12 protein-coding genes and 1 tRNA gene are annotated in these 16,963 nt (G+C 65.0%); 4 read left to right on the forward strand and 9 right to left on the reverse strand.

Annotated features, from left to right (window positions below):
• Positions 1-289: 289 nt before the first annotated feature.
• The 8 genes from AC27IY_RS21685 to AC27IY_RS21720 form a co-directional block, all read right to left on the reverse strand.
• Entirely contained in the window at positions 290-712 is a 423-nt protein-coding gene (locus AC27IY_RS21685) for a hypothetical protein (protein WP_487179009.1), read from the reverse strand.
• 776 nt (positions 713-1,488) lie between these two features.
• Entirely contained in the window at positions 1,489-2,478 is a 990-nt protein-coding gene (locus AC27IY_RS21690) for a hypothetical protein (protein ID WP_487179010.1), read from the reverse strand.
• On the reverse strand, positions 2,475-2,819 hold the full coding sequence (locus AC27IY_RS21695; protein WP_487179011.1) for a PadR family transcriptional regulator: 345 nt from the start codon (positions 2,817-2,819) through the stop codon (positions 2,475-2,477). The genes AC27IY_RS21690 and AC27IY_RS21695 overlap by 4 nt, the downstream gene beginning before the upstream one ends.
• Positions 2,820-3,182: 363 nt before the next feature.
• The gene (locus tag AC27IY_RS21700) at positions 3,183-3,788 is read right to left on the reverse strand and encodes a DUF6461 domain-containing protein (RefSeq protein WP_487179012.1); all 606 of its coding nucleotides are present in this window, start codon (positions 3,786-3,788) and stop codon (positions 3,183-3,185) included.
• 94 nt (positions 3,789-3,882) lie between these two features.
• Complete coding sequence (locus AC27IY_RS21705; protein ID WP_487179013.1) at positions 3,883-10,494, reverse strand: DNRLRE domain-containing protein; 6,612 nt, start codon at positions 10,492-10,494, stop codon at positions 3,883-3,885.
• 738 nt (positions 10,495-11,232) lie between these two features.
• Positions 11,233-11,958, reverse strand: a complete 726-nt coding sequence (locus AC27IY_RS21710) for a hypothetical protein (protein ID WP_487179014.1) — start codon at positions 11,956-11,958, stop codon at positions 11,233-11,235.
• 205 nt (positions 11,959-12,163) lie between these two features.
• Complete coding sequence (locus AC27IY_RS21715; protein WP_487179015.1) at positions 12,164-12,889, reverse strand: hypothetical protein; 726 nt, start codon at positions 12,887-12,889, stop codon at positions 12,164-12,166.
• 58 nt (positions 12,890-12,947) lie between these two features.
• On the reverse strand, positions 12,948-13,607 hold the full coding sequence (locus AC27IY_RS21720) for a transposase (protein ID WP_487179016.1): 660 nt from the start codon (positions 13,605-13,607) through the stop codon (positions 12,948-12,950).
• On the opposite strand from AC27IY_RS21720, the gene AC27IY_RS21725 reads away from it, so the two are divergent.
• The 4 genes from AC27IY_RS21725 (at position 13,493) to AC27IY_RS21740 (ending at position 15,779) form a co-directional block, all read left to right on the forward strand.
• Positions 13,493-14,275 carry a transposase family protein gene (locus tag AC27IY_RS21725; protein WP_487179017.1) on the forward strand — a complete coding sequence of 261 codons (783 nt, stop codon included), beginning with the start codon at positions 13,493-13,495 and terminating at the stop codon, positions 14,273-14,275. The two genes, AC27IY_RS21720 and AC27IY_RS21725, sit on opposite strands and share 115 nt — an antisense overlap.
• 332 nt (positions 14,276-14,607) lie before the next feature.
• Positions 14,608-14,922: a hypothetical protein gene (locus AC27IY_RS21730; RefSeq protein WP_487179018.1), complete on the forward strand. Its 315-nt coding sequence runs from the start codon at positions 14,608-14,610 to the stop codon at positions 14,920-14,922.
• A gap of 16 nt (positions 14,923-14,938) precedes the next feature.
• A complete protein-coding gene (locus AC27IY_RS21735; protein WP_487179019.1) occupies positions 14,939-15,238 on the forward strand; it encodes a hypothetical protein in 300 nt (99 codons plus the stop codon).
• Positions 15,239-15,389: 151 nt separating this feature from the next.
• Positions 15,390-15,779, forward strand: a complete 390-nt coding sequence (locus AC27IY_RS21740) for a hypothetical protein (protein ID WP_487179020.1) — start codon at positions 15,390-15,392, stop codon at positions 15,777-15,779.
• A gap of 728 nt (positions 15,780-16,507) precedes the next feature.
• On the opposite strand, the gene AC27IY_RS21745 is transcribed toward AC27IY_RS21740, so the two are convergent.
• A tRNA-Arg gene (locus AC27IY_RS21745) sits at positions 16,508-16,580 on the reverse strand.
• Between the last annotated feature and the right edge of the window lie 383 nt (positions 16,581-16,963).

Below are 16,963 nucleotides of genomic sequence, written 5' to 3' on the forward strand. Positions count from 1 at the left end.
AATGTCATGTGGTCGATCTTTACTTCCGATCATCTATCCATGGTGATCGTTTCCGCACCTACAGTGAGCCCCCAAAGATGCCTCGTCGATCCCAGGAGTGGGACCATTGTGGGCGCTTCCCCTCTGCATGGTGACCTGGTGAACCACGAGGTGGTGGCCGGAGCGCCGGTGGTGGGGTTACGGCCGACCATCGCGCAGGTGTCTGGGAGGCTGAGGCGATGGCTGCGAACCGATTTCGTCGGCCCTTGCCATCGAACTCTTCCCACTGGCGCCACTTCAGCTGAAGGGCTTAGCCGAAGATCGTGTGAATGAGGGCGGAGCCGAAGATGTAGAGGAGCGCCAGTCCGATCGCAAGCATAATCAAGGACGGAAGGAGCATGAGGAACATCAGTGAGAGTGCGGACACCGTATAGAGCGCAGTATTGATGATGCGCCAGCAGATGCATGAGATGCCGGAGAGAGCACGGAAAATAATCATTCCGGCGCTGCCGCTCCATCGATGGCCCCATAGTGGCCGTCTCCAGCCCTGAACCACGACGTCGACCCATCGACCCATTAACAGTGCTAGGCCTTCTAGATCCTCATTGCGGACCTCCACCGATGCGCCGGCCGATCCGCCCACGCGAAACGGGCCGGCGCCGACGCTCCCCGATACCCGCCCCTTGCTGGAGATACCAAAACGAGCCGGGCCGATACCGAGTGAGAACCACATGCTGGTGCACCTCCGATGGGGTAGTCCGTCAAGCACTTAGATGCTCGGCATCACATGAAGGTTTGCGTGAAAGATTCGTAGATTGATGGCCGGCTTTGGAGTTTGGACATCAATAGCAAATAGTGCAAAACGGTTCCGTCGAACCTCTCATGGCAGGGGTGCTTGGACCTTCGGTATCCCGTCGGCTTGGAGGCAACTTCGATGCGTCAGGAGCGCTGGTGACAATGGGGGAGGCCGCGCTGCCGCGGGGCCGGTTTGGCGTCCGATGCCACGGATGGCACTCCGAGCCCGCCGCCGCGCGCCTGGTCCCGGATAGCATGTCGACCATCGTGGAGCTCCTCCAGGCCATCACTGAGCCCGCAGATCGCGTCATCGTTAACACCCCTGGCTACCGTATTTCGACACCATGAACGGCCCATGTCCTGGAGGAGGGGTGAGCGTGCGGCCAGAAGTACGGCGATGGTCTGCTTCCCGGTTTTCTGGAGCCAGGACCGTACGCGGTGGCCCCTGGAGACGGCCGGCCTTGGCAACCATTGCTACCCGAGCGGAAGAGCATGGCGTCCGATTACAACGATCTCGTGGGCTACCGCGAACGCGCCGAGGTGGGTGGCTGTGGGGCGGACGCTGTGGACAACCTTTCTGCGTTAACGGCCCGCAGTCGGTACCGCCTCCATTTCGTGCAGATGCGTCGAGCGCGTTCGCGGAGCATGCGCACGGTGTGACGAAGTTGGGTCCACTCTTCTTCAGCGTCGAACGGGAGAGGGGTTGCCCGTGCGTCAGGGCAGCGTCTTTACGCGGCGGTGGGTGCCGATGCGGCGATCCATGTGGAGGTGACGTGCCGCGTAACGCACTATGTATGGCGCGATGAGGAGGGTGGTGGAGTACGGGCCGATGTGGGGCCAGAGCAAAACCGTGGCCAGGCTGAGGGCGTTGCCGCCGAGATAAATCAGCATGAAGGGCGACATGTGGCGTGCGCAGGACCAGACGGTCAATCCCGGTCCGGCAGCGAGCTTCACCATGACGGCAACCAAGAGGGTGTTCACCATGATGAAGATCACGGTGGCGATGGCGTAGAGAATCACCAGCGGCATTGCCTTGGTCGCGTCGAGGGCCTGGTAGACGGTTCCGGCGAGATAGCCGGCGAGGGAGACCTGGGCTCCGTTGTACAGCCGTTTGATCCAGGGCAGGCTGGGTCGTATGCCCAGGGCGCAGGACAGGCCGACCAGCGCGGCGGCCTGCGGTCCTCCGAGGGAGGCGGTGACCAGGACCGACATGGATGCGGTGGACATCGCCATGTTGTTGGCGACCAGTGGGGGAAACGATTCGCAGGCCAGGCAGATGAGTGCGGTGAGGAGGAGTAGCCCCCAAGGAAGGGTTACGACGCTTTTCGACAGTGCGATGCTTGCGAGGACGGCCCCTGCGATCATTACGACGGTGGCCAGGTAGAGCCTCGCCCACCACGTCAGTCCGGTGCCGTGTGTCTTTGATGGGGAGCCGTGTACAGCGCGGTGCGCGTACCTGCGGAGTTCTGTGGCGATGGCGGCGCAGGTGAACCCCATGGCCGTGCACAGCTTCCCCAGCATGCCGGGACGGTTCGCGATCAGTGCGCTGAGTTCTTCGGCCCGTGCCGCCGCCCGTGCTGGGTCGTTGTACTGATGCCGGGCTGACCAGACCACGAGCTTGCCTGCCAGCCAGGGCGATAAGCTGCTCATTTCGTTGACGATCAAGCCGCTCACGACGCTGAGGATGATCTCCCACGTGCTCACGGCGTGTCACCTCTTAGCTCGCGCAAGGGTGTGGTGTTCAGTGCTGGTCGTGGTGCGGGCCGCCGCTGCAGGAGGAGTGCCCGGGCTGCTGCAACGCCCTGCCCGGTCAGCCTGTAGAAGCGCCGCCGGGGACCTGGCTGATCGTTGGCGAGTTGCTCCCACTCGCCCTCGATCCAGCGGGCGTCTTCGAGTCGGTCGAGGACCTTGTACACGGTGGGACCGGCCCTGCCGGTTGTTCTCATGATCACCCATCCGTGGATGGGTTCGTCGTCGTCGAAGGCTTTCACCAGCGTTTCAAGGACATCCAGCGTCGGTTGGGTGATGCGTTTGAGAGCCGCCACCCTCTTATCGTAGCTAAGTGAAATAAGGAGCGGGGCAGACTCGGTACACGAGAATGGCTGAGCCTCCCCGAGAACGGGCCCAGCCAGACGCGGGACGGAGGATTCAAGGTGTTCAGGGACAGCGTCTGCTCCAGGCAGTCCTGCGCTGATGCCCTTGATCAGTTATTTTTCATCTCCGGAGCAGCGTGCCGCGAGCGCAGGGGAGCTGCTCCCGAAACCGTCCATGGGCCTCCCGTGGGCCTCCGGGGACGAGGCGGCCCGGAGTCCTCCGGACCGCTCGGACAGTGCGCCTGCCGATGATGACAGCCACCCATGTCGTGGCGATGCAGGGCACACGCGTGAACGTCAGGACCTGTTAGAACGTCAAGCGTTCCACGCGCCCATCGGGATGACGTATCGCGTGTGCTTAGCCCGCAGCCAGTCCGCGCTCAACGGCTCGCCGGTTATTCTGCCGATGAGAGCGAACGCGGCGTCCGAGATGGTGTCCGAGTTGTTGCCGGCTCCCAGCGCGAGCCCCTCCATGTGGGCGTTGAGGGCGTCCGGTTCGCGGCCGGCCCGCACGTCGGGGGCGACGAGGCAGACGCTGGTCTGCGGCCGGCCATCGACCACGTACTCAAGGTCCTGTGGGCCTTCTATCTCATACAGGGGCCAGCCGAGATAGATCAGCTCGCCGCCGTTCGCAGTCAGTGCCTGCTGCGGCTCGGGAAGCGCCAGGTGGTCTCCCTCGAAGGCGATGATCAGCACCCAGCCCGGCGCCTGCGCGCCGATCCACACGACTCCTTCCCGCGGCGAAGTCGGATCAAGGCCGTCCTCGATACGCTCCCACGTGCATGGCGTAGCCGAAGCCAGGTCGGTCCGTAGCCGCGTCGCCGCCTCCTCCACGGTCAGTCCCTTGCACCACGCGCTGACGAGACTGTCGTCCATGCCGTAGGCGCGCAGCAGTTCCCAGCTTTCCTCGGAGAGGTTCATCGACATCCAATCTGTTGGGGCGGGTGGCCGCCAGCGCGGCTCATCGATGCCGTGGGCCGCGCCGGCGATTCGTCACAGGGCGCTGAGCTCGGTGTTACTCGACGATCCGCACCCAGAATTTGTTGTCGGTGCCAACCCGATAGCGCGAGTAGAACGCGGACAAATAGCGTCCGTGCATGTTGTTCTCGCCCGTCGGGATGTATTTGATGGAGAAGTGCCCGTTGGCGTCCTTGGCGCCTTGCTTGCTGCTCGCGTAGGGAAACTCGTCGCACTGCATACCGGCGACGCTGCCGCCCTCATTCTCGATGCGGGTCCGTTCATGGCGGCACGGCGCGGCAATTTTATTGCGGTTCGCGTCTGCCCAGGCTTTAGCCTCCGCCGCCGGCGAGGCCGTTCCGCGTTCGAGATGGTCGCCCGCAGGACTGTTGCCGGGGCCGTAGTTCCCCGGGATCTGCTTCCTCAGCTCATTACCGTTGCCGTCGAGCAGCTTTGGCACAGTCAGTTCCGGGTTGTGCAGCGCAGTGGAGTTGTGGTGGGCCGCCCCGGTGATCTGCCTGTCGGATAGCGACAGCGTGAGAATTCGGTTGGCGGAGCCGAAAATGCACGCCTTCTTGTGACGGTAGTCGTTGGCTTGGCCGACCTTGTTACCCATCTTCTTGTCGTCGCAGCGCACCCGCGGAACCTGACTGTAACGGTAGGGACGCCTCTCGGGCTTGTTCCACAGCGCGATCTCACCGTCGATGGGGCCCCAGCGGTCCTCGTAGATCAAGATGGGAGAGATCTCGCAGACGTCGACGGAGTCGGGATCATTCGCCTTGGGCTTCGACTCGAAGACGTAGGTTTCAGTCATCGTTGCGTTTTTCCAGTTTCTGACCTGCGTGCGGCGGTCGTCGCCATCGAGCTTCACGCACGGCCCGCTGTCCTTGTCCTCGGCCGCCGCCGCAGTGACCTGCAGCTTCATGTAATCGCTGTCAAAAGCGGTGGTCGGCTCTCCGTCGTCGAAGGCTCGCACCTCCTTGACTTCGGTGAAAACGGTGATCTGCCGCGGGTCGTACTTGTCGTCGTCGTCGCCGATGACTGCGCTACCGTCGGCGTTGCCGAGGTAGGTATGCATGACGATCGTCACCTCGGCAACGACTGCATCGTCCACATCGGGCACCGGAATCGGACGGCCGGCCGCGATACTCTTCTTGCGGTCGATCTCCCATTCACCCCACCCTAGCCACTTGGTCCAGCAGCCACTGTAGGGACGCAGTTCTCTGAAGCCTTCGGCCGTATAGAACTTGCCACTGGGAATGAGCTTCGCGTTGCAGGTCTGCAAGTTGTGGCGCTCATAGTCGAACCCGGGAATCGCCCCAGCTGAGGTCGCCTGCGCCGCTGGCGCGGCCGACGAAAGGGTTTCTGTCTTCGCCGGGGCCGCCGGAACGGCGAATCCGCTCGCGTGCAGCGCTGCGATGTCGCCGACCGACAGCGTCCGCTGATAGGCCCGCGTCTCATCCAGGTCGCCCCGCATGCTCGTGCCCAAGGTCATGGGGGCGTCGGCATGCCACGGGGACACCGTGAGCGACTCCGACTTGATCAGGCTTCCGTTCAGGTACAGCGAGGCGGTCTTGGCCGTGGCGTCGTACACGCCGGCCAGGTGGAACCACTCGCCGACCGGAGGTTCGACGTCGGACAGTACGCCCTCGACCGTCGCGTCGACGGTGTCCGCGTCAGTGAAGGTGAACACCAGTCCGCGGTCCGGGGTGTTGCCGAGCCGGAAGGGAGCTTGATGGGTGGCCTTCTGCTCTGCGACGGTGTAGTCGCCGTCCTTGTCGCTCCATCGCAACCAGGCGGCGGCGGTGAAGCTCTGGTCGGTGCGAATCACCGGTCCGGCGGTCTGGGCCAAGGGCTCCTCACCTGGTTGTGTGACGTCGACGGTGACCTGCTGCCAGTCCGACCAGGCCGAGGGCGCCTGGTCGGTGACCGCGCGGAGGCGCCAGCGGATCTTCCAGCCGTCGGTCAGCTTCCCGTCGGGGACGGTAAGGCCGGCCTGGGTGCCAGAGGCGATGTTCTCCATGGCCCCGGTCCAGATCTGGCCGTCGCCTTGCCCGGCGGGTGCGGCAGGATCGTGTTCGATCTCGGCTTCGGCGCGTAGCGGCTGACCACTCGGGTGGGTGACGGTGGCCCTCAGCGTGGGGGTAGACGTGGTGGTCACTGTCACTCCGTCCACCACTTTGGACGGGGTGATGGTCAGGCCCGTGGCGGTGGGCTTGGGCAGGCCGACGGTGAAGGACTGCCAGTCCGTCCAGGCAGAGGCGGCAGTGGCTGAGACCGCGCGGGCTCGCCAGCGGGCCTTCCACCCGTCGGTCAGCGTGTCGACCGGGACGGGGATGGTTGCCTGGGCGCCGGCCGGGACGTTGTCGGCGCTGCCGGCCCAGATCTGACCGGTGCCCTGTCCAGCAGGTGCGGCGGGGTGGTGTTCCACTTCGGCTTCGGCGCGCAGTGCGCCGCCGGCCGGGTCGTTCACCTGGACCAGCAGGCTGGGGGTGAGCGCTGGGACGACGGTGGTACCGTCCACCTGCTGGGACGGGTTGATCTGCAGCGCGCCTACGGTCGGTTCGGAGACCGGGTCCGGCACGTCTATGGTGAGGTTCTGCCAGTCCGCCCATGGTGAGCTGACCGTGGTGGCGGTGTTGACCACGCGGATCCGCCAGCGTACCTGCCAGCCGTCGGTGAGCTTCCCGTTGGGGACGGTGGCCGCGGCTTGGGTGCCGGAGGCTACGTCGTCCACGGCGCCGGTCCAGATTTGGCCGCTGCCCTGCCCGGAGGGAGCGGCCGGGTCGTGTTCGACCTCGAACTCGGCGCGCAGCGCCTGCGCGGCCGGGTCGGTGACCGTCGCGCGCAGGCCTGGGGTCAGGCTGGTGGCCACGGTGACTCCGTCGACCACCTGGGAGGGAGTGACCTGAAACGCACTGACCGTCGGGTTCGGCACATCGACGGTGGCGCTCTGCCAGTCCGTCCACGCCGAGGTGGTCGAGGCGGTGGCATTGGCCGCGCGGGCGCGCCAGCGGATCTTCCATCCGTCGGTGAGCTTCCCGGCGGGGACGCTGACGGTGGCCTGGCCGCCGGCGGGGGTGGCGGGTGAGGTGCTGGCCCAGATCTGGCCGCTGCCTTGAGTGGTGGCGGCCGGGTCGTGCTCGACCTCGAACTGGCCGGTCAGGTTACCGCCGGCGGGGTCGGCGACCGTGGCGGTCAGTTGCGGGGTGAGCGAGCTGGTCACCGTGGTGTCGTCCACGGTCTGGGCCGGGGTGATGGACGGGGCGGAGACGGCCGGTTGCGAGGCCGGTCCGCTGGTGGTGACGGTCAGCATCGGCGGCTGGGCGAAGTCGGTGTTCTCCGAAGAGGTGAACACCCGGTAGTTGTCGACGTCCGCCTCATTGGGCGACTTGAGCACCAGACCGTGGTTGGCGGCGCCGGCGGCCCAGTCCTGGACGATGCCGGTGACGCTCCAGTCCATGCTGTCCGGCCAGGTGGCGCAGTCAGAGTTGACGCCCTTGAAGTTGGTGGAGGCGTCCTCGGTGGTGAAGGCGGGCTTGTTGGCCCAGTACAGGTTGTCCGGGTCCCACGCACCGGTCAGGCGGGCGACCTGGATACCCCGGGCGAGTGCGGCACCGCAGTTGTGGCTGTCGATGGTGTTCATCGACAGCGTGGCGTCGGTCACCGTGCTGCCCTGTAGAGCCGCGGTGTCGAACCGCAGGTGCACGCGGGCCTTGGTGCCGCCCGTCATGGTGCCGGCCAGCATGTACTGGTTGCCCGGGTACGCGGGCGAGACGTCCGAGTCCAAGGTGCTGACATCGACGTCGGTGCTGAGCGGCAGCGTCACCGCGGCGGCCACCCGGACTGGGTAGGTCGTGGCGGCGTCCGCCAGGAACGTCTGGTCCGGCTTGACCACCAGCTCCGTACGGCCGTCCTTGGTGACCACGTCCGCGCCGGTCTTGCCGTGCTTGACCGACGCAGGCCGGTCCTCGGCGCCGCTGTCCGACACGGTCGGCCGCGTCCCGGCGGCGATGAGCTTGTTGTTCTTGCCCTTCAGCAGCAGCTGGCCGCCCTTGCCCTCCGACAAGGTCAGGCCGCCATCTTCGACGCCGATCCGCAGCTCAACCTGCTTGGCGGGCCGCTGCCGCAGCACCACCTCATGCCGGAACCCGGCCGGCAACGCCGTCACCACCAGGTCCGCGCCCACACCCCCGGCATCGATGTAGGTGGCCACACTGCCCTTGACGGTCGGCTTCGGCAACGGCGTCGGCCAGCGCAGCGCGTACGACTTGCCGTCCGCCGCCATCTTCACGAACGGATCCGTGCCACCAGCGGAGATCTCCACGACTGCGCCGTCGGCGAGGTTCTTGGGCCGCAGCTTGCCGTCCTGCTCGACCAGACTCGTGTCGATCGGCGCCCAGCCGGACCCCTGCCTGGTCCGCACCGGACCGGCCGTGACCTCGGTCTTGAACGCCTTGCCGTCCGGCTGAGCGTAGGTGACGCTGGTCGCGGTCGTCTCCTCGGCTACCTCGACCGCCTTACCCTGCTTGACCGCCGCCGCTGAGGCGGCGGCGCGTGCCGCTGAGGGAAGGTTGGACACGGCTCTGTCGATCTTGCCCTGGACCCACTGCGCCGAGGTGGCGAGAGTCGCGTCGTGCTTGTGAGATGAGGAGTCGGCTGCGACCTCGCCGGTGCCTTCGTCGAAGGTCCAGCGCCCGCGCTCTCCAGAATCGACGGTGGTGAAGGTCCACGTGTGGGCGACCATCTCGTTCTCCCACAGGTCAAGCGCCTTGCTCACCTCGGCGGTGTACGTGGTGCCTTCGGCCAGCGGTGCGCTCGGCGCAAAGCTCAGGATTCGCTTGTCCGAATCCATGCTCGTGGTCCCGGCAACCTGCGCGCCGACGGCGTTCTTCACGACGAGCTCAGCATTTTCGACAGGTTCGCTGAAGGTGACCTGGATCTGCTGGTACAGCGGCACATGGTCGGCGCCGGCGGCAGGCTCGGTGGCGGTCACGGCCGGAGGCTCGTCGTCATGCACCTCCGGATCCGCCGCGGTCCAGGTGCTTCCGTCCAGAGGCTGCAGCTTGTCAACCCGAACCTCGTAGGGAGCGCCCGTGGAGCCGTCGTAGGCCAGGGACTCCGCCACGGTCATTGGCGGCAGTCCTTCGGTACCCGGCTCGATCTGGGCCGCGGCGGCCTCATCGTACGTCGGCATCGACGCTGGCCGGTGATCGAAGCCGAACGCCATGCGGACACGCTGGGCGGGCATGAAATCGACCGTGAGCCTGGGGCCGTGGGCGGGGTAGCCGCTGGTCTGCTCGCGGGTGCGGTAGCGGCGCCAGTTCCGCAGCTCTGATTCGTCACCGGCGCGAAGTTGGAACCCGTAGTTCGTCTCACCGTCTGCCCATTCCTGGACGATGGTGTCGACCGAGTGGATGAGATCGTGCTCGTAGTTCATCGGACCGGAGCAGTCGGTACTGTAGGCCCCGTACTCGGTGTCGGCGCCCAAGTTGGTGACCGACGGTTGATCGTTCCACTGCAGGGTCAGATGGTCCCAGTCGGACGTGACCCGCCGAGCGGTGATTCCGGAACCGACAAACTCGCCACAGTCATTGGACAGGTAGTTCCACAGCTCCAGGTCGGCGTTCTGGATGGTGGAGTTCCAGAACGGGTCGCTTTCCCGGGGGAGCGGGAACTGGATGTAGGCGCGCCAGCGTTTGGCGATACTACTGGAGTAGGACTTGCCGACCCACATCTGGTCGCGATAGTGCATGTCCCAGCTGTCGGTGAGGTCCACGTCATTGATATACGTGTCCATCGACTCGCCGACTCCGTCGGGACAGTCTCCAAGAGTGCAGTCCCACCAGTCGTCGTCGGCTGCGGTCATGGTCACCGGGAACGTCGTTGCCGGGTCGGCGAGGAAGACCGGGTCAGGGCTGTACACCAGCGCTGAGCCGTCCAGGCTCACCTGCGCCCTGCCGACCTTGACGGCGCCGAGGTCGGCGTTCGTGTCGGCTGCGGCCGCGTCCAGCAGTGCCGCGGGTCGGATGTCGAGATGATGCTTTCCGTTGTCGCTCTCCAGCGTCGGCTGCCCCTTGGTGTTCTTGCCGAAAGAAATGCCCTTGGGCAGATTCATGGGGACGCGGAATGTCACTGGCCCGGCGGGGCGTTGCCGGATGACGATTCGCTGGCGGAACCCGGTCGGGGTGGCGGTGACGACCAGGTCGATGCCCTTGCCATAAGCGGAGGAGTAGGTGGCGGTGCTGCCGTTGAGCTTGGGCTTGGGCAACGTGTGAGGGGCGTCGACCTGGGCGGCGACGTCGCCGCTCTTGCTCCTGATCACTTCGGTGTTGCCGCCCGCGGACAGTATCAGGCTGTCCTTGGCTGCTTTTGGCTTGATTACTCCATCTGCCTCGACAAGGGTTGTGTCGATCGGGGTGAAGCCGTCGCCTTTGGCGTTCTTGACCCGGATGGGCTCCAGATACAGCTCCATGCGCAAGGTCTTGCCGTCGGGGTTGGCGTAGTAGGTGGCGCTTTCCGAGCGCAGCGACTCAATCTCGATGCGCCGGTTGTCCTTCTTGGCCTGCGCCAGCGCCGTACTGGTTGGCGTGGCGGGGGTGCTCGGCGGAGTCGTAGGAGTGGCGGCAAGGGGCGGCGTCGCGCCCTGGGCGATCGCGGGCGTGCTCATGAGGGAGAACGGCATGGTCAGGGCCGCGATCAGGGCAGCGCGACGGCGCGTCCGGCTGGATAAGCGGGACGCTGTTCGTGATGGGTTCACTCGAGCCTTTCGAACTGATGTGGCAAAACCAAGTGATCATCACATGTGGGTGATCTAGTGTAAAGAGCCTTTTCAGTGACGGGGCAGGTGGATTATGTCAGCATCGGAACCGCACCCAGGTAAAGACCAGACTCAATCCATCAGTAACAATCTTTACGCACCTGAAGTGACAACCTCTGCTCAGGCGTAAGGACGAGTTTTCGGGCCTTCTGTCAGACGTAGGAGTGCGCTGAGCTGGAGCAGGTGCCAGCCCTGCCCGTGTGGAAGATCCTGCTGTCCTTCGCCGAGTTCGCTCATGGCCGGCCGTCCGCCGCCGGTTAGCCGCCGTCCCACCTCGGCCTGGAGCAGGGGCTCCGCCCGGAGCAGGATCACCGTCCAGGCGAGCCCTTCCGCCTGCTATTTGATCACCTCGCGCACATGTCGCCCATCGAGGTCTGGATCACCTCGATCAGGCACGTTTAGCTCGGCTGAGAAGCCCGCATACCCGCGGGGCATACCGGCTCCAGGGTCCCGCTGACGGCCTCACCTGGACGGACCTGAGGATCGTAAGCGAGGTCGACGGCGGCTTCGGCCTGAGCGCGTCGGCCCGCTACGTCTGACTCTTGCTGATCTGGCGGGCCGCCGCGTACGGCTCCTGGCTGTGGGAGCTCAGCGTGCGAGCTTGACTATCTTGCTCTCGTACACCCCCACCGACCAGCCGACCTGGCGGTTGGGGTGTCCTGCCTGCGCCCTTACCTTGCCCGAGATGGTGATCTTCGTGCCTGCGGGGACTTTCTCGCTCCACAGCATTGCGTTCGTCTCGTCCAGGGTCCGGTGGCGGCCACAGTCCCATGCCCCTGGGGAGGCTTCGTCGCCGATCTGGTACGAGATGAAGAGCCGATCCACCAGATCGCCCGTACACAGCTGCTCGATGCGGAAGTAGCCGCCCGGGCTCGTGACCGTCAACGCGAAGGACGACTCGCGCGGCCACACCCCCGAGGCCTGTCCGGCCAGCTTCAGGGTCCCCAGCCTGGAGGGAAAGGCCTCGACTGGATCCGGCTCGACCAGCCGGGCCGGCGGCGTGTACTCATAGACCGCCAAGAGCCAGTCGGCGTGCTGCAGGAACGTGCGGGTGGGGCACGGCTCGCCCTTTTCGCGGACGCAGCCCCAATCGGTGATGTCGAAGGTGACGGTCACCTGCTCCACGCCCTTGGGCACGCTCACCGAGTCCAGGACCATCCCCACCCCCTGTCTGGTCATGCACTGCTGGAACCAGTTGCCAGTGGGTTTGCCGTTCACGATGACCCTCGGTCTTTCCACCTTGAGCAGGTTGCCCTTCGGGCACAGCGCGGCCACCTCCAGCGGCTTGCCCGAGACCGGAACCGTGACCGACACCTTCTTCTCGCCCTTCGACTCCGCCTTGAGCGTGGCCGAGGCCAGCCGGCGGTAGGCGGAGCCGTCACCGGAGGTGAAACGGCGTGCTATCTACCTCAGCAACCGAATCGCCGGGATTGGTCTGAGCGTCGAGCGGGACGGAATGGGGCCCGTTGCTCGAACTTCGACGCCTTCAGGTTGTCGACGATTCTCTCAAACCCGGTAGTCACCTGGCCTCTGGTAGCCGAATGGCTATCAGGCGAACGCCAGGCTGGATGCCGACTTCGTCGATTGAGCGATAATCAAAGTCCGAGTCCAGATTCTTCTGGGCCCACTGGCGTCCCATGTCTCGATAAATGTGGTTGTCCTTGTAGTTCTTGAGTGTCCAGGATTCGCCGTAAGTATAAGGCTCGATGTAGTCGGACAGTGCGGCATACAGATCGTCCAGAAGCTCGCTGATGGTCAAATCTTTGGTCGCCTGAATCCGAAAAGGGATCTTGCCGAGGCGGTAATGGATCCGCCACAGCTCAACTTCGAGCCACTGATCCTTCAGTTCGAGATGTGCATGTTCGATGGCGGCCTCTAGAATCTCCTGCCTCGCGGGAACCGCGATCTCCGAGGACAAGGATGAAGTGATGGCATCGCGAACGATTGATTCAATGGAGTTGAGGCTCTTGTCGGTTGATGATGACATCGCCGCAACGAAGTCACTCACGGTCGGACGATTGGAGAAATCCTTTGGAGCGTAGAGTACGTACGGCCTCTTCCAGAGTATGCCAAAGAATATCGCCGCGACACCCGTAGGGAACACTACCGCGAATATCGCGAACAGACCTTGGATCCAGCCGGTTGCCTGTGTGGTGGCGATCCCTATGGTGAGTTCTGTAAGGCCGAGAAATAACGATATTATCCACAAAGGATTGATTTGCTTGGGTGGCGTGTTCGGGGGCATGAAGAGCTATTCATCCTATTCAGCTGGACGGCACGTTCGGTAAGGACATGAAGGTATATCAGAGATGCCGCAAAGAGGCCAGAGCGACGAAGTGGACGAAGTCTGGAGTGGCGTCGTCTGACCTTTCGTGCTTACGGCGCCGGAGGCGGAGCCTCGCCGCATGGCTTGAGCGCACGTGCGATCTTGTGCCAGTCCTGCCGGGCGGCGTATCGGAACGAGTAGCCAGCAGGTGAATCGCGCAGGTCTGCACGGTCATGCGGGGGTCGGACCGCCTCCACCGCCTGCGGCAGGCCCTTGGGCCCGTCGAGACCGGCATCAGTCCATCGTCCACGCCGCGGTTCTTCAGCTCGGTCAGCTCCGCCGGCCAGTGCTTGGCGTCCTCACCGCCGTCGCCGGCCCATCCTTCACTGCTGGATGTCTGAGCAGTATGACGATGTTGCGCCGCCGCACCCGCCCTCGGCGCTCGGTTGCTCATAGAAGGAGGCTTTTCCAACCTGATCGCGCTGGTCAGCACGGGGTGGCGCCGGGACGGGTTGGCATGAGAAGAGGCTCCCGGTAAGACAGCAGTCGACCAAGATCCGATGCCTCTACCGGAGAGCCTCGTTGCTGTCATATCGTGCCGCGATCCCGCTGTCCAATCACACCCTGACCCGCCTGGCGGCACTGATCCGCGCTCAGCGGGCCGAGCGCCGCTGCCGGTGGCGACGACTGGACCCATCCCGGCAAGCCCTGCTCGTACTCGCCCACCTGCGCAACGGCGACACCTACGCCCGCCTGGCCGCTGGCTTCCACGTCGGCACCAGCACCGCCTGGCGCTACGTCCGCGAGACAGCCGACCTGCTCGCCACGCTCGCCGACGACGTCCACGCCGCCGCCTTATGCGCCGCCCGGCTGGCCTACACCATCCTGGACGGCACCCTGATTCCGATCGACCGGCTAACCGACGAACGCCCGTACTACTCCGGCAAACACCGACGCCACGGCGTCAACGTGCAGGTCCTGGCCGATCCCGCCGGCCGGCTCATCTGGGCCTCACCTGCGCTGCCCGGTGCCACGCACGACCTGACCGCGGCACGCGCCACCGGCCTGATCGACGCGCTCACCACCGCAGGAGTGAAGACCTTCGCCGACAAGGGATATCAAGGCGCGAGAGGCAGCATCCGCACCCCGCCCAAAGGCCACCGGCTGCGGCCGCCACTTTCGCGCCACCAGCGCTCGGTCAACCGCGCACACACCCGCATCCGCGCCTGCGGGGAACGCGCCGTCGCCACCTTGAAGACCTGGAAGATCCTGATCCGGCTGCGCTGCTGCCCGCACCGCGCCACCACGATCGTGCAGGCCATCCTCGTCCTGCAGCTCATCGAAGAAGGCCGCTACTCAGGATGAAAAGGGCTCAATGATCGTTTCGAATGACCGCGCCAATTCATGCCTGACTCAGTGCGTCAAGGTGACTTATATCACAGATGTCCCTTCGATCTGATAGGGGCGGTTTCTACAGCGCGGTTGACATGCAGTATGCCTCGCTGTGAATCGCGAAAGCGGCATTCCGTAACGTCCCAGGCGGACATCTGGACATTAACCATGCCGTGATCGTCGATCAGGATCCGGACTGCTCGTCTTTATCAACTCCTTATGACGCGATGCGGCCTCTTCCCGAGGCCTGCGTCAGCGTGCCCTGAAGAGGTGGCGACATGCGAGTCCGGCGGCGGTTACGGACGATGGTGCTGGCCATCGCGATGGCGATGGCCGTGGTGATCTCCGGCTTAGGGATTCTTGACAACCTCGTGATTCCGGCGGCGGCGTCGGTGTCCGGGCCGGATCCCGAGACGTCGGTGGACGGCCGGCCGGTGACGAAGGCCAAGGTGGCCAAGGGGGCGGAGGAGTCCCAGCCGAAGGTCGACCGTAAGGAGCCGGTCTGGCCGAGCCCGGGAACCGCCGAGGTGGATCCTGGCGAGAAGGCGATCACGGCGTCTCGTCCACAACGACAACAACCCCACGAACCACTGCGGCGTCGACATCGGCGCAGCTCGTGAACAGGCCGTTGCCGAATTGACCGGAGGGCGCGTCTCCGGCGCGGCGGGCAAACAGGGCATGAAGGTCGTCCGCCCCGGTGTGGGCTCCACCGACGTGGATGTGATCGGCCCCAACGGCGAATGGATCGCCGTGGGCGGGCCGGCCAAGGCCAAGAACATCAACAAGCTCCGCCAGAAGCTCTCCATCCTCAAGTACGCTGCCGACGCGGAAGGGGTCCGCGCCATTGCCTACTTCGAGGTGGGCACTCCGTTGTCGGTGATCCAGGCGGCGATGTGGATCCTCGGCGCCAAGAATGTCGTGCAATTCACCCGCTAGGAAGGCCATGGGATTCGGAGAAGTGTTGTGGGTTCGGCGATCCGAGTCCCTGGCAGTCCTACTCGGCTCACTCGGCCGGCTGGCGTCCTACGGTTTGCGGCTCACGCATCCGCAGACAGGTGGGGTACGGTCCCTGGCCGAGTGCGGCCCGGTGGAGACCACCCTCGATGCTCTCCTGGCCGAGGTGAACCTGCCTCGGCCACTCACACTGCAGCTGTGGATCAACGTCGATACCGACGTCCTGATGTCGGTGTCGACCCAGGGAGGCCTGGTCGTGGTCGAGTTCGACCTGGATGGCCTGACCACGGATGAGGCCCACCGCGCTGTGGCCGCCGTCTTTTGGCTGGCGGTCACCGACACCGCCTCGCTGGGGCTGGTCGTCGACAGCCGTCTTCCGGATACCGGTACAGAATGGGAGGACTTCTTCCTCAACGGCTCTACTGCAGAGCCGTACATGCCCGAGCTGCTGTGGCAACCCCAGGCGTCGTCGTTGCGCCTTGCGCCACAGTCGTGGCTGTTTCAGGCTCGTGATCACATTTAACAGGGTGGGCCGTTCGGCATGGATGATCTTCCGATCACCCCCTCGGTGGCGATCGGGAGGATCGTCGAGTCGCTCTCTCACGCCTCGCTTGGTCCGCCGCCGAGCAGATCGAATATGTTTCCAAGACATTGAACCCGGTGCTTCCAGGCAGGCGCGGTCGTTCTGGAGATCCGGAGTACCGCTCCGGTTCGGAGGCGGGCTCAACGGCGAACCCCTCACCGGGCCACAACGGTTGTCGCCCCAGCGATGGCCCGAGCGGATCCGCCGCTTTCTCGGGCTCAAGGCCGAAGCTCAGGATGGACAGGGCGATGCCTCCGAGGATGGCTGCCCCCGTGAGCGCGCCCTGCGACTGTGGCGGCAGGGCCGGCAAGTCCTTGGGCTTGTTCTCCGCGGTACGACACCGCGCTGCTGACATCTGAGCCTTGCCCGGCCAAGGGCAGGAGGATGCCGATGTCCTCAAGAGCGATGGCCGGATGACGCTCCGGGCTGCATGTACATATATGGCGCGATCGACGGCTGTGTTGCCCGCACGCGGGGGCGGTCGTAGCGGGTTGTCGGCTGCGCGGATGACCTGGGGGAATCCCTCCAAGATCATCCCCCACATGTCCCATGATCATGGTCTTACGGCCGCATGCGGGCACCGTTGGCTGCCTACCGAGGTCCGGAAAGCAAAAGACCTGCGGCTGTGAAACCGCAGGTCAGGGGCCTGAAATGCTGATCTAGGTGAGTGCCCCCGGCAGGATTCGAACCTGCGGCACCCGCTTTAGGAGAGCGGTGCTCTATCCCCTGAGCTACGGAGGCGGACTCTCGTAAGCCTAGCGAAAGTATGGCACTGCGTGGGACATGGGGGCGGGACCAGTTCGGCGGGGTTGGTTATGGGTGGTCTGAGCTGCGGTAAAGGCCTGACAAGTGGTCGGGGGTCCGCTCGTTCGGCGTGGCTAGCTTCTGCGGGTGACCATGAGGCGGTGTAGGCAGGCGCGGCGGCGGCCTGTGGTGTTGTTCGGGGCGTTGCTGGCGCCGGGGATTCTGGCCGGCGGATTGCTGGCGGGGCAGGTGCGGGGGTTCGGGGATCGGTCGGACCATGCCGGTGCGCTGGGAGGCGGGGGACGGGTTGCGGTGATGGCGTTCGAGCCGCTGTACGTGTCTGCTCCGGCTCGGCCCCAGTGGGTGTACGGGGGGTTCGT

Source organism: Nonomuraea sp. B208, from assembly GCF_057536035.1.

What these genes read in the sequence shown, in the direction of transcription:
- AC27IY_RS21685 (WP_487179009.1), bottom strand. Translation starts at nt 712, where the DNA reads ATGTGGTTCTCACTCGGTATCGGCCCGGCTCGTTTTGGTATCTCCAGC.
- AC27IY_RS21700 (WP_487179012.1), bottom strand. Translation starts at nt 3,788, where the DNA reads ATGAACCTCTCCGAGGAAAGCTGGGAACTGCTGCGCGCCTACGGCATG.
- AC27IY_RS21705 (WP_487179013.1), bottom strand. Translation starts at nt 10,494, where the DNA reads ATGAGCACGCCCGCGATCGCCCAGGGCGCGACGCCGCCCCTTGCCGCC.
- AC27IY_RS21715 (WP_487179015.1), bottom strand. Translation starts at nt 12,889, where the DNA reads ATGCCCCCGAACACGCCACCCAAGCAAATCAATCCTTTGTGGATAATA.
- AC27IY_RS21720 (WP_487179016.1), bottom strand. Translation starts at nt 13,607, where the DNA reads ATGGGTCCAGTCGTCGCCACCGGCAGCGGCGCTCGGCCCGCTGAGCGC.
- AC27IY_RS21730 (WP_487179018.1), top strand. Translation starts at nt 14,608, where the DNA reads ATGGTGCTGGCCATCGCGATGGCGATGGCCGTGGTGATCTCCGGCTTA.